This window comes from Streptomyces sp. NPDC053367 (assembly GCF_044545925.1).
GTDB lineage: Bacteria > Actinomycetota > Actinomycetes > Streptomycetales > Streptomycetaceae > Streptomyces.
The window spans coordinates 121,154-133,256 of record NZ_JBITYN010000002.1 but is presented as its reverse complement, the minus strand read 5'-3'; the positions used below and the strand labels follow the sequence as shown (position 1 = coordinate 133,256).

The window sequence follows — 12,103 nt, the reverse complement described above, 5'->3', positions numbered from 1 at the left end:
GACACGAAGGGCGGTCACGAAGAGAAGCAGGGCCGCATCGAGATCACGAGCCGCACGGAGACGGCCGCGGACGCGTCGTCGGCCGGGCAGGGGTTGCCCACCGGGCCCGGGTACGAGCCGCCGACCGGGCACGGGGAGACGGCCGGGCGCGGGAAGGGTAAGGAGCGCGCGGACGCCGCCCGGAACCGGGCCAAAGTGCTTTCCGCCGCCGCGGAGCTGTTCGCCGCCAGTGATCCACGGTCGGTCACGATGGAGGACGTCGCCCGCGCGGCGGGCATCGGCCGGGGCACGCTCTACCGCCGCTACCCGGACGTCGCCTCCATCGCGGCGGCCCTCCTCGACGAGCACGAACACCGCCTCCAGGAGGAGTTGCTGCGCGGCGCTCCCCCGCTGGGCCCCGGCGCGCCCGCCCCGGAGCGGCTCGCCGCGTTCTACGCCGCCATGGTCGACCTGCTCGACGCCCACAGCCATCTGGTCCTGGGCGCCGAGACCGGCGAGAAGCGCTTCACCGTCGGCGCGTACGGCTTCTGGCGGGCGCACGTCCTGGTCCTGCTGCGCGAGTCCCGTGCCGCGGACCCGGAGGCGCTGGTGGACGGCCTGCTCGCGCCGCTGGCTCCGGAGGTGTTCCTCCAGCAGCGGGCGCAGGGAGTGGCACCGGACCGGATCAAGGCCGCGCTGGGACGGCTGGCGAGGGCGGCGACGGCCGGCTGAAGCGGCCGGCCGCGCGGTGACGGGAAGCCTCCGGGAACCGCGCGGCAGGCCACGGACGCCTCCCCCCAGCCGCCGTACGGGCAGCCCCTCATGGGTCCCCCGGCGCCGTCGCCCGGGTCCGCCGCCGCGACGGCGGACCGAGGTTGCGGGGAGCGGGTGGCGCGGTTCGAGTGGGTCCGCCCCCCTCCCGCGTCCAGGAGCAACTGGCGAAAACCCGTTGAGCCCGGGCCGCGAGTGGGCGAGGGTCCGGGCCTATGGAGTTCTTCTGCTTCCACCGTGACCGGCCCGGATCCCTCCCCCTGCGCGAGAGACTGCTGGAGGAGCACTGGTCCTACATGGACCGCTACGCCGACCGCATGATCGCCCGCGGCCCGCTCTTCGCCGGGGACGGCGACGACGACCCGCTCGTCGGCAGCGTGCACATCCTCGACCTGCCGGACCCCGCGGCGGCGCGCGCGTTCGCGTTCGACGAGCCGACGTACCAGGCCGGCGGATACCGGGACGTCATGCTGCGGCGGTGGCGCGATCGGCTGGGCCGGACGATGTGGGAGTTCCCGGGCGGCCGTGCCGGCGGCAACCGCTACCTGGTCCTCGGGCTCGGCTCCGGACAGGGCGAGGCCGCCGACCTCGCCGTACCGCCCGGCCGGGAGGACGACCTGATCGCGTACGGACCGCTGCTGTCCGACGACGGCACGGCGTGGCTGGGCACGGCGGCGCTGCTGCGCGCACCGGACGCCGCCGCGGCACGCGCCCTGCTCACCGCCGACGGCTACGCCGCGATCGAGGTGTACTCCTGGGAGTTCGGCGGGCGCAGGTAACACCCACGCCCCCTCCACGGAAAGGCGACCGCGTCGGCCGTCGCGCCACGCGGACCGCCCCATGGGAACCCCGCCCGCAGGGCACGGCCGATCACGCGGGCACCGTTCACTCCCGGCCCCGCCACGCGCGGTGCAGCTCGTGGAAGACGGCCCACGGGTCGGCCACCGGGCCGACGTGGTGGAGCTTCTCCGGGTTGCTGACCGCGCGGACGGTCTGGATGCGGCCGTCGAGGACGTCGAGGGCCCAGGTGCCGAGGACCTTGCCGTCGCGGTCGCGGAAGACCGCGCCGGGCTGGCCGTTGATCTCGCGCTGTTCGCCCGTGACGCCGATCCGTACCAGCGCGGGGAAGAGGAAGGCGAAGTGGCGGGCCACCCGCTCGGCACCGAGGACGCCCGCGCCGGCCTGCGGGGCCCGGCCGCCGCCGTCGCCGACGACCTGCACATCGGCGGCGAGCAGTTCGCGCAGCGCGTCCACGTCGCCCTCGCGGACCGCGTCGAAGAAGCGGGCGGCGAGTTCCTCGCGCTCACGGCGGTCCGCCTCGAAGCGGGGGCGCCCGGCCTCCATGTGCCGGCGGGCACGCACCGCGAGCTGGCGGCAGGCGGCCTCGGAGCGGCCCACCGCGGAGGCGACCTCGGAGAAGCCGAAGCCGAACACCTCGCGCAGCACGAACACGGCCCGCTCCAGCGGGCTGAGCCGCTCCAGCAGCAACAGGGCCGCCATCGACACCGAGTCGGCCAGCTCCGCCGAGCGCACCGGGTCCTCGTAGGTGTCGGTCAGCAGCGGCTCGGGCAGCCACGGGCCGACGTACGCCTCCCGGCGCACGCGCGCCGAGCGCAGTACGTCGATGGAGATCCGGGTGACCACCGCCGACAGGAACGCCCGGGCCGAGGCGGGCCGGGTCGTGGAGGCGTCCCAGCGCAGCCAGGTCTCCTGGACGGCGTCCTCGGCCTCGCTGACGCTGCCCAGGATGCGGTAGGCGATGGAGAACAGCAGGGGCCGCAGCTCCTCGAACTCCTCGGTCCGGTTCATGCCGGTTCCTCCTCGACGTCCCTACGAAATCGGCTCTCCTGTCAAGGACGAGACAGCACCCCTCCGTTGTGACATGCACCATCCGTACCGTCGAAAAATTGTGTTATTCCCGCGCCCGGCGCAGGGTCTCCCCTGTGACGGGCCGCGCGCGGTGGGAGCCGCACGCGGGCAGGAGCGAGGAAAAGAGTGGTCGTAGCGTGAGCAGCCGAGGCGAAGCGGCGCTGGTGAAGGCGGCGCAGCAGGGGGACCGACGGGCCCAGCAGGAACTCGTCACCGCCTACCTGCCGCTGGTCTACAACATCGTCGGCCGGGCCCTGGACGGGCACGCCGACGTGGACGACGTGGTCCAGGAGACGATGATCCGCGCCCTGGGCGGGCTCGGCTCGCTGCGCGACCCCGCGGGTTTCCGCTCCTGGCTGGTCGCCATCGCCATGAACCGCGTCCGCAGCCGGCACCGGGACCACCACGCCGCGCTGCACGAGGCGTACGACGTGCCCGACCCCGGCGCCGACTTCGAGGCGCTGACCATCCTGCGGCTCGGCCTGTCCGGGCAGCGCCGCGAGGTCGCGGAGGCGGCCCGCTGGCTGGACCCCGACGACCGGGAACTGCTCGCGCTGTGGTGGCTGGAGGCGGCCGGGCGGCTCACCCGGGCCGAGGTCGCTGCCGCGATGGAGCTGACCCCGCAGCACACGGCCGTGCGCGTGCAGCGGATGAAGGAACGGCTCGAGGCGGCCCGCCTGGTGGTGCGCGCCCTGGCGACCGTGCCCCGCTGTGTGCTGCTGGACGACCTGGTGGCCTCCTGGGACGGGGTGCCGTCGGCGCTGTGGCGCAAGCGGCTGGCCCGGCACACCCGTGACTGCACGGTCTGCGGCGGCCTGGGCACGGGCCTCGCCCCCGCGGAGGGACTCCTCGTCGGCCTGGCCCTGGTCCCGCTCGGCGCCACCCTGGCGGCGATGCGGCCCGAGGAGTACGTGGCGCCGGCAGCGAACGCCTGGACGCCCGGGTCGTACGGCGACCCGCACGGCCCCGCCGGGTACTCCACCGACGCGCACGGAACCACCGCGTACGGCGACCCGCATGACGCCACCGCGTACGGCGACCCGCACGACACCGCCGTACAGCCCGCCCACGGCGCCGGCGACCCCCTCGTGACCTCCGCCCCCGCCGACGCGGCCGGCCCGCACACCAGCCGTGTCCACCAGCGCCACAGTCTGCGCCGCAGGCGTCGGCGGCGGGTCGCGGTCGCGGCCGTGGCGGCGCTGGTCGCGGGCGGCGGCAGTGCGGCGCTGCTGATACCGGGCGACGGCGACGACGTACGGCGGACGCCGACCGCGCTGGAGACCTCCGAGCGCACCACCGCGCTCGCCGCCCCCGCCCCCTCGGCGACGAGCGCCTCCCCCTCCCCCAGCGCGTCCCCCTCGCGCAAGGTCTCCGCGTCGCCCAGCGCGAAGCCGAGCCCCTCCCGGAAGCCCACGTCCCAGCCGCGGCCCACGCGCACCACCGCACGCCCCACCCCCACGCCGACCCCCACCCCGACCGAGGTGGAGACGACGGCGCCGGCCGGGTCGACCGCCGAGCAGGTACTGGCGCTGGTCAACGCCGAGCGGGCGAAGGCGGGTTGCTCGCCGGTCCGGCAGAACGCCACGCTGGACACCGCGGCGCAGCGGCACTCCGACGACATGGCCGCCCGGGACTTCTTCGACCACACCAACCCCGACGGCCAGGACCCGGGCGACCGCATCACGGCGGCGGGCTACCGGTGGAGCACGTACGGGGAGAACATAGCCCGCGGCCAGCAGACGGCCGCCGAGGTGATGCAGTCCTGGATGAACAGCCCCGGACACCGCGCGAACATCCTCAACTGCTCGGTCGAGGAGACCGGTCTCGGCGTCCATCGGGGCGCGGGCGGCCCGTGGTGGACACAGGTGTTCGGCACCCAGATGTGAGCCGTGCCCGCCGGCCGGGCGAGAACGATCACGCCACGATGCGGTAACGGCGGGCAACCGGCGCGGGGGTCCCGCAATCTGAACCCTCATGAAGATCTCTTTCCTCCTGCACAACGCCTATGGCATCGGAGGCACGATCACCACGACGTTCAATCTGGCCCAGGCCCTGGCTGACCGGCACGAGGTGGAGATCGTCTCCGTGCTGCGGCACCGCGAGCGCCCCAACTTCGCGCTGGACCCCCGGGTCTCGCTCAGGCCACTGGTGGACCTGCGGAAGGAGAGAGACCATCCGCTGCACAGGAGACCGGCGCGCGTGTTCCCGGTGGCCGAGTACCGCTACCGGCAGTACAGCGAGCTGACGGACCAGCGGATCGCCGAGGCGCTCGCGGACACGGACGCCGACGTGCTCATCGGCACCCGGCCGGGCCTCAATGTGCATCTCGCGTCGCAGGGCCCGGACCGTGCGCTGCGGGTCGGGCAGGAACACCTGACCCTGGACAACCACCCGCCCCGGCTGCGGACCGCGCTGCGCCGGGCCTACCGCAGGCTGGACGTGCTGACCACGGTCACGGAGGCCGACGCGGCCGCGTACCGGCGCAAGATGCGGCTGCCCGGGGTGCGGGTGGCGGCGCTGCCGAACAGCGTCCCGGACCCGGCGCTCCCGGTCGCCGACGGCAGCGCGAAGGTGGTGATCGCGGCGGGCCGGCTCGTCCCGGTCAAGCGCTACGACCTGCTGATCGAGGCGTTCGCGCTGGTGGCGGCCGAGCGTCCGGACTGGCGGCTGCGGATCTACGGCAAGGGGGACGAACAGCCCCGGCTGCGGCGGCTGGTCGAGGAGCTCGGGCTGTACGAGAACGTCCTGCTGATGGGTGCGGCGGCCCCGATGGAGGCCGAGTGGGTGAAGGGCTCGATCGGCGTGGCCACGTCCGACTTCGAGCCGTTCGGCATGACCATCGTCGAGGCGATGCGGTGCGGCCTGCCCGTGGTGAGCACCGACTGTCCCTTCGGGCCCGGTGAGATCATCCGGGACGGACAGGACGGCCGGCTGGTGCCGGTCGGCGACCGCGACGCGCTGGCCGCGGCCCTGCTGGAGCTGGTCCGCGACGACGAGCGGCGCCGCCGCATGGGCCGTACGGCGGTCGAGAACGCGCACCGGTTCGCGCCCGGGCCCGTCGTCGCGAGGGCGGAGCGGCTGTTCGAGGAGGCGCTCGCGGCCCGCGGCGGCGGGTCGGGGGCGGTGGACGCCGGCGGACTCGGCCGCGTCCTGGTCAGTCAGGGATTCGCCGTACGGGACGTCGCGTACGGTGCCGCGGGCCGGGCCCGTCAGATGGTGCGCAGGGGGCAGCGATGAGCCGGGACCACATCAGCGAGCCGCGGGTCGACTGCACGGTCGACAGCGCGGGGCGGATCGACTTCGTCGTCACGGCGCCGCCGGCCGAGCACCCCCGGCTGCTGCTGCGGCTGCGCCCGCCGAAGGGCCGGCCGGAGACGGCCGTACGGCAGCTGGAGCTGGAGCCCGGGGGCGACGGGCGGTTGGGCGCCGTGCTGGAGGAGGCGCCCGCGCTGGAGGACGGGCGCTGGGATCTGTACCTGGTCGCCGGGCCGGGTGACGAGCGGCAGCGGCTGCGGCACGGGCTGCGGGATCTGCGGGCGCTGGTCGACGGGGAGACCCGTGACCGGCCGTCACCGGTGGCGGTCCGGGTGCCCTACGCGACCACCGACGGCTTCCTCGCCGTACGGGCCTGGCTGCGCACCGCGCACGCGGAGGCCGGCCGCGTCGAGGTGACGGACCGCTCGACGCGGGTCACGGCCCGGCTGCACGGGGCGTCGCTGGCCGAGGGCGCGGCCGTGGTGGCGCGTCTGCGGGGCGGGGCGGGCACCGAGCGGACGGTGGGCCTGCGCGCGGAGGCCGACGGGCGGGGGTTCGCCTTCGATGTGGAGCACGCGGAGGTGAGCGGCGGGCGCGGCATGTGGGACCTGTTCGTACGGCCCGCCGCGGACGGCCCGTCGGTGCGGGTCGGGCGGCTGCTGGACGACGTGGCCGGGCGCAAGGAGATCTGCGTGTACCCGGCGGCCGCGGTGGGCGCCGCCACGGTGCGCCCGTACTTCACCGTGGACAACGACCTCGCGCTGGAGGTCGGCCGCGCCGGGTGACGGCCCGGCCGCCGTCATGTGACACAGGTCACGGGAAGGCGGTGCCGGGTGCCGGACAGCTCGAAGAGGTGAGCACTCAATTGCGTACCCGGATACGGGCCGGGGATCCGAGCGCGTTCGCGGAGCTGTTCGACGGCTATGCGCGCGCGGTGTACAACCACGCCTTCCGGCTGACCGCCGACTGGGCGACGGCCGAGGACGTGATGGCCGCGACGTTCATGGAGGCGTGGCGGCTGCGGGACAGGGTCGACGCCGAGGGCGGGTCGCTGCGGCCGTGGCTGCTCGGCATCGCCACGAACACCGCGCGCAACCAGTACCGCAGCAACCGCCGTTACCGGGCGGCGGCCGTCGCCGCGGCGGCCGCCGAGCTGTCGGTGCCCGACCACGCCGACGCGGTGGCCGATCGGGTCGACGACCGCCGCCGCCTGGCCAGGGCCCTGACGGCGCTCGCGACGCTGCGCCGCACCGAGCGCGAGGTGGTGGCCCTGTGTCTGGGTGAGGGCCTGGAGTACGAGGCCGCCGCGGAGGCCCTCGGCATCCCCGTCGGCACGGTCGCCTCCCGGCTGTCGCGGGCCCGCGGGAAGCTGCGCCGGCTCGCGGCGGACGAGCCGGCGGAGGCGCCCGGCGGGACGTCCTCGGCGCCCGGCGGGGCGTCCGCCGCGGGCGGAACCGGCGGGCCCGCGGAAAAAGTCGCCGGAAACCGGGAAGCCGGCCGCCTCACCCGACAGACAAAGGGTGATCACACACCTGTGGTCCGGCCCGCGCAGGGAGGAAACCGATGAACGCGCACTCGTCCCGGAGGCGTCCCGCCGAGCAGGAGGACGGCACCGAGCTGTTCTCCGGTACGGCACGCGACCTGCCGGCGGGCCGTCACCAGTTCCACAAGGAGCGTCTGATGGCCCAGATCCAGCAGGAACGGCACGACCGTCACGTCCCGGCGAAGCCCCGGCGCGGCCGGCTGACCCGCCCGGCCGTGCTGCTGCCGGCGCTCGCCGCCACGCTCGCCGGCACGGTCGTCGCCGTGTCGGCGCTGCACGGCAGGGAGCAGACCGGCGACGGGGTCGGCACGGGACCGGTGCTGACCACCCCGGTGGGCGCCGCGAGCACACGGGGCGTGCCCCAGCTGCTCGACCGGATCTCACTGGCGGCGGCAGGCACCGGCCACCCGGACCTGAAGCCCGGCCAGTACGTCTACATCGAGTCGCAGACAGCTGAGACGTTCGTGCGGACCGTCGGCGACGAGAGCAGTCTGGCCAGCCACGAGCTGCACCGCCGGCAGGTCTGGCAGTCGGCCGACGGCACCGAGGGCTGGCTGATCGACCCGGCCGTCAACGACAGCCCCGAGGGCGAGACCCTCAGCCTGCCCGACGAGCAGGGCAACACCCCGAAGGCCACCCTCAACGCCCCGTCGTACGACTATCTGGCCAAGCTGACCACGGACCCCGACCAGTTGCTCGCCACGATCTACAAGGAGACGGCGGGCATGGGCAATTCGCCCGACCAGGAGGCGTTCACCACCATCGGGGACCTGCTGGGCGAGAGCTATCCGCCGGCCGGCCTCTACCCGGCGCTGTTCAAGGCGGCCGCGAAGATCCCGGGTGTCGTGGTGGTGAACGACGCGGTGGACGCGGTGGGCCGGCACGGCGTGGCGGTGGCCCGGCTGGACGAGACCAGCGGGCAGCGCGAGGAGTGGATCTTCGACCGCAAGACCCATGTGTTCCTCGGCGAGCGCACCGTGCAGGTGAAGCGGGTCAGCGGTGAGGAGCCGGTGATCGAGCCGGGCACGGTCATGTACACCAGCGCCGTGCTGCGGCGGGCGATCGTGGACGGCCTCCGGCAGACGCCCTCGGACGGCTGAGCGGACGGACGGCCGGCCCCGTGACGCACGGGACCGGCCGTCCGGCGGGCTCACTTGACCGAGCCCGCCATCACGCCCTGCACGAAGTGCCGCTGGAAGGCGAAGAACACCGCCACGGGCACGATCAGGGACAGGAACGCCCCGGGTGCCAGGACGTCGATGTTGCTGCCGAACTGGCGGATCTGCGACTGGAGTTCCACGGTCAGCGGCTGCGAGGCGCTGTCCGCGAACAGCAGGGCGACCAGCATGTCGTTCCACACCCACAGGAACTGGAAGATGGCCAGGCTCGCGATGGCCGGGCGGCCCACCGGAAGGACGAGCCGGGTGAAGATGCGCCACTCGGTGCCCCCGTCCATCCGGGCCGCCTCCAGCATCTCCTTCGGGATCTCGGCGAAGTAGTTGCGCAGCAGGAACACCGCGAACGGCAGGCCGTACGCCACGTGGAAGAGCACCACTCCGGGGATCGTGCCGAACAGGCCCAGCTGGCCGAAGAGTTTGGCGACCGGCAGCAGGCCGATCTGCACCGGCACCACCAGCAGGGCGACCACCAGCAGGAAGACGGCGTCCCGCCCGGGGAAGTCCAGCCAGGCGAAGGCGTATCCGGCGAGTGCCGCGATGACGACGACCAGCAGGGTGGCGGGCACCGAGATCAGTACGGTGTTCCAGAAGGCGCGGGTGATGCCGGCGTTGTCCAGCAGCGCCGAGTAGTTGTCGAAGGACAGCTGGCCGGGACTGGTGAACACGGTCCACCAGCCGCCCTTCGCGGTGTCCTCGGCGGACCGCAGCGAGGACAGCAGCAGTCCGGCCAGCGGTGTCATCCAGACCAGGCCGACGATCAGCAGGAAGGCCTGGACCGCTCCGTTGCCCAGGTAGCGGCGGGCGGCGTTCATCGCTGACTCCTTCGGAAGCGGCGTACGTTGAAGACCATCGCGGGGACCACGAGCAGCAGGAGCAGCACCCCGAGCGCGCTGCCGAGGCCCTGGTCGTTGCCGCCGCCGAACGACACCAGCCACATCTGGGTGGCGAGCACGGTCGCGTCCTCCTGCACCGGTCCGGGCGCGATGATGTAGACGAGGTCGAAGACCTTCATCACGTTGATCACCAGCGTCACGAACACGACCGTCAGGACGGGCGCGAGCAGCGGCACGGTGATGCGCCGGAAGATCTGCCACTCGTTCGCCCCGTCGATGCGGGCCGCCTCCAGCGCGTCGCGGGGCAGGGTGGCGAGGCCCGCGCCGATGAGGACCATGGCGAAGCCGGTCCAGATCCACAGGTAGGCGCCGATGATCGCGGGGGTGACGAGGGCGGGGCCGAGCCAGGAGACGCCCTCGTAGGGTGCGGAGAAGTTGGCGGCGGGCAGCCGCACCGTGTACGGGCCGTCGGCGAGGTCCGTGAATCGGAAGGAGCCGTCGGATGCGGTCGTCGTCGAGGCGACCGTCCTTCCGTCGCGGACCGCCTCGACGCTCATCTCGGGCAGGCCGTTCTCCTTGGGGTCGACCCGGCCCTGCCGCCCTCCGCCGCCGGGGGTGAAGTCCAGGTAGACGACACCGCGCAGTTCACCGGGCGCGGCCGTGGCCGCCCGGGCGGGCTCGGCCCCCTCGGGCAGGTCCTTCGGCTGGACGCCGACCAGGCCGAGGGTCAGGGTGTCGCCGGGCGAGACGGCCGCGGTGGTGCGGTAGCCGCCGTCCGACTCGGCGAGGCCCTGTCCGTCGCGGGCGCGGGCCGTCGGGTAGGAGGAGGTGCCGGTGAAGGCGTCGTGGACGGTGACGGCCGCGGCGTTGAGGACGCCCTTGTCGGGGTCCTCGTCGTAGGCGAGGCGGAAGATGATGCCGGCGGCGAGGAAGGACACGGCCATCGGCATGAACAGCAGCAGCTTGAAGGCGGTGGCCCAGCGGATCTTCTCGACCAGCACGGCCAGGATCAGGCCGAGGCCGGTGAGCAGGGTGGGGGCGACGACGACCCAGATGGCGGTGTTGCGCACGGCCTTGAGGGTGGCGGGGTCGCGGAACATCTCGGTGTAGTTGTCGGCGCCCACGAAGCGCGTGCCGGAGGCGTCGAAGAAGCTGCGGCCGACCGAGAACAGCACCGGGTAGACGACCAGGGCGCCCAGCAGGAGCAGCGCGGGCAGGACGAAGAGCAGGGCGACGGTCCGGCCGCGCCGCCGCGGGCGCCGGGCGGGCCCGGCACCTGCGGCGGACGGGGGGCTCGTCTCTTTCACGAGCGTGGCGGTCATGTCCGTCAGTCCTTGTAGGCCTTGGCCGCGGCGGCTTCCAGCTGCTCCGCCGTCTTCTTCGGGTTGGACGGGTCGCGCAGGAAGTCCTGGAGGATCTTCCACTCACCGGCCCCCTTGGTGCCGCCGAAGGCGGCGGGGGCCTGGTCGGACATGTCGAAGCGGACGGAATCACCGGCGGCGATCAGCGACTTGGCGGTGGCGCGGGTCGTGACGTCGCTGTAGGCGTTGGGGTCGACCTTCTTGTTCGGCGACAGGAAGCCGCCCGCCCCGGCCCAGACCTCCGCGGCCTCGGGGGTGGCGAGGTACTCCACGAACGCCATCGCCGCCTCGGCGTTCTTGCCGTCCTTCAGGACCACGGCCGCGTCGCCGCCGCTGACCACGGGCGCGGTGCCGCCGTCGACCGCGGGGAACGGGTAGAACTTGGCGTCCTCGCCGATGGCCTTGCCGTACTGGTCCTTGGCGACACCGGCCACGAAGTCGCCCTCGTAGACCATGGCGGCCTCGGGTTCGGGTCCGAAGACCTTCTCCACCGAGCCGGGGAAGTCGGTGTTCAGGGCGCCCTTCTGGCCGCCGGCGAGCAGCTGCTTGTCCTTGAACAGCTCGCCGAGCGTGGTGAGCGCCTTCACCACCGACGGGTCCGTCCACTTCAGCTCGTGGGCGGCGAGGGCGTCGTACTTGTCGGGTCCGGCCTGGGAGAGGTAGACGTTCTCGAACCAGTCGGTGAGGGTCCAGCCGTCCTGGCCGGCGACGGAGAACGCGGCGAGCCCGGAGTCGGCGACGGTCTGCCCGGCCTCCAGCATCTCCTGATAGGTCGAGGGCTGGCCGACCCCGGCCTGGGCGAGTGCGTCGGGGCTGTACCAGACCGTCGACTTGTGGGCGGCCTTGAAGTACAGGCCGTAGAGCTTGCCGTCGACGCTGCCGTAGTTCTTCCACACCGGCGCGAAGTTGGCGTCGACGGACTTCTGCGCGGCCGGCGACAGCGGCTTGAGCCAGCCGCTCTGCGCGAACTGCTTCAGCACGCCGACCTGCGGGACCATCACCACGTCGGGTGCGTTGCCGCCCTCGATCTTGCTGCCGACGACGGTGGAGACGTTGTCGCCGGTCGAGACGAACTGCGCCTTGGCGCCGGTCTGTTCGGCGAAGGCGTCGAGCACCTTCTGGAAGTTCTTCTGCTCGCTGCCGGTCCACACACCGGCGACGGTGAGGGTCTTGCCGCCGAGCGCCTTGTCGCCGCCGCCGGCCGTGACGTCGCCGCCGCCGCAGGCGGTGGCGCCGAGGGCGAGGACCAGGGCCGTGCAGCTGAGCAGGGTGGTACGTCGTCGCATCATCGTTGATGTCCTCTTCAGTCAGGTT

The 12,103-nt window shown here is 73.4% G+C and carries 11 protein-coding genes; 7 read left to right on the top strand and 4 right to left on the bottom strand.

Going from position 1 to position 12,103, the window contains the following annotated elements; genetic code table 11:
* The first annotated feature begins 195 nt into the window (after nt 1-195).
* Together ACIGXJ_RS07065 and ACIGXJ_RS07060 are read left to right on the top strand one after the other, a co-directional pair.
* Nucleotides 196-711: a TetR/AcrR family transcriptional regulator gene (locus ACIGXJ_RS07065; protein WP_399642780.1), complete on the top strand. Its 516-nt coding sequence runs from the start codon at nt 196-198 to the stop codon at nt 709-711.
* 254 nt (nt 712-965) lie between these two features.
* On the top strand, nt 966-1,529 hold the full coding sequence (locus ACIGXJ_RS07060; protein ID WP_399642272.1) for a YciI family protein: 564 nt from the start codon (nt 966-968) through the stop codon (nt 1,527-1,529).
* A 106-nt stretch (nt 1,530-1,635) separates the two neighbouring features.
* Here ACIGXJ_RS07060 and ACIGXJ_RS07055 read toward each other — a convergent pair whose 3' ends face one another.
* Nucleotides 1,636-2,559 (bottom strand): RNA polymerase sigma-70 factor, encoded by a 924-nt coding sequence (locus ACIGXJ_RS07055; RefSeq protein WP_399642271.1) that lies wholly within the window; start codon nt 2,557-2,559, stop codon nt 1,636-1,638.
* 197 nt (nt 2,560-2,756) lie between these two features.
* On the opposite strand from ACIGXJ_RS07055, the gene ACIGXJ_RS07050 reads away from it, so the two are divergent.
* The 5 genes from ACIGXJ_RS07050 to ACIGXJ_RS07030 all read left to right on the top strand — a co-directional run bounded on the left by ACIGXJ_RS07050 (nt 2,757) and on the right by ACIGXJ_RS07030 (nt 8,517).
* Nucleotides 2,757-4,505 carry a sigma-70 family RNA polymerase sigma factor gene (locus ACIGXJ_RS07050; RefSeq protein WP_399642270.1) on the top strand — a complete coding sequence of 583 codons (1,749 nt, stop codon included), beginning with the start codon at nt 2,757-2,759 and terminating at the stop codon, nt 4,503-4,505.
* Between the two features lie 88 nt (nt 4,506-4,593).
* A complete protein-coding gene (locus tag ACIGXJ_RS07045) occupies nt 4,594-5,856 on the top strand; it encodes a glycosyltransferase family 4 protein (protein ID WP_399642269.1) in 1,263 nt (420 codons plus the stop codon).
* Nucleotides 5,853-6,659, top strand: a complete 807-nt coding sequence (locus ACIGXJ_RS07040; RefSeq protein ID WP_399642268.1) for a transferase — start codon at nt 5,853-5,855, stop codon at nt 6,657-6,659. Before ACIGXJ_RS07045 ends, ACIGXJ_RS07040 begins: the two co-directional genes overlap by 4 nt.
* Nucleotides 6,660-6,739: 80 nt before the next feature.
* Nucleotides 6,740-7,441, top strand: a complete 702-nt coding sequence (locus ACIGXJ_RS07035) for an RNA polymerase sigma factor (RefSeq protein WP_399642267.1) — start codon at nt 6,740-6,742, stop codon at nt 7,439-7,441.
* Nucleotides 7,438-8,517, top strand: coding sequence for a CU044_5270 family protein (locus tag ACIGXJ_RS07030; RefSeq protein ID WP_399642266.1), 1,080 nt, complete (start codon nt 7,438-7,440; stop codon nt 8,515-8,517). Before ACIGXJ_RS07035 ends, ACIGXJ_RS07030 begins: the two co-directional genes overlap by 4 nt.
* Before the next feature lie 50 nt (nt 8,518-8,567).
* On the opposite strand, the gene ACIGXJ_RS07025 is transcribed toward ACIGXJ_RS07030, so the two are convergent.
* The 3 genes from ACIGXJ_RS07025 to ACIGXJ_RS07015 are packed head-to-tail and all read right to left on the bottom strand — an operon-like array spanning nt 8,568 to nt 12,078.
* Entirely contained in the window at nt 8,568-9,407 is an 840-nt protein-coding gene (locus tag ACIGXJ_RS07025; RefSeq protein WP_399642265.1) for a carbohydrate ABC transporter permease, read from the bottom strand.
* On the bottom strand, nt 9,404-10,750 hold the full coding sequence (locus ACIGXJ_RS07020; RefSeq protein WP_399642264.1) for an ABC transporter permease subunit: 1,347 nt from the start codon (nt 10,748-10,750) through the stop codon (nt 9,404-9,406). The genes ACIGXJ_RS07025 and ACIGXJ_RS07020 overlap by 4 nt, the downstream gene beginning before the upstream one ends.
* A gap of 5 nt (nt 10,751-10,755) precedes the next feature.
* Nucleotides 10,756-12,078: an ABC transporter substrate-binding protein gene (locus tag ACIGXJ_RS07015; RefSeq protein WP_399642263.1), complete on the bottom strand. Its 1,323-nt coding sequence runs from the start codon at nt 12,076-12,078 to the stop codon at nt 10,756-10,758.
* Between the last annotated feature and the right edge of the window lie 25 nt (nt 12,079-12,103).

What these genes read in the sequence shown, in the direction of transcription:
- ACIGXJ_RS07025 (WP_399642265.1), bottom strand. Translation starts at nt 9,407, where the DNA reads ATGAACGCCGCCCGCCGCTACCTGGGCAACGGAGCGGTCCAGGCCTTC.
- ACIGXJ_RS07015 (WP_399642263.1), bottom strand. Translation starts at nt 12,078, where the DNA reads ATGATGCGACGACGTACCACCCTGCTCAGCTGCACGGCCCTGGTCCTC.
- ACIGXJ_RS07060 (WP_399642272.1), top strand. Translation starts at nt 966, where the DNA reads ATGGAGTTCTTCTGCTTCCACCGTGACCGGCCCGGATCCCTCCCCCTG.
- ACIGXJ_RS07045 (WP_399642269.1), top strand. Translation starts at nt 4,594, where the DNA reads ATGAAGATCTCTTTCCTCCTGCACAACGCCTATGGCATCGGAGGCACG.
- ACIGXJ_RS07030 (WP_399642266.1), top strand. Translation starts at nt 7,438, where the DNA reads ATGAACGCGCACTCGTCCCGGAGGCGTCCCGCCGAGCAGGAGGACGGC.
- ACIGXJ_RS07055 (WP_399642271.1), bottom strand. Translation starts at nt 2,559, where the DNA reads ATGAACCGGACCGAGGAGTTCGAGGAGCTGCGGCCCCTGCTGTTCTCC.
- ACIGXJ_RS07020 (WP_399642264.1), bottom strand. Translation starts at nt 10,750, where the DNA reads ATGACCGCCACGCTCGTGAAAGAGACGAGCCCCCCGTCCGCCGCAGGT.
- ACIGXJ_RS07040 (WP_399642268.1), top strand. Translation starts at nt 5,853, where the DNA reads ATGAGCCGGGACCACATCAGCGAGCCGCGGGTCGACTGCACGGTCGAC.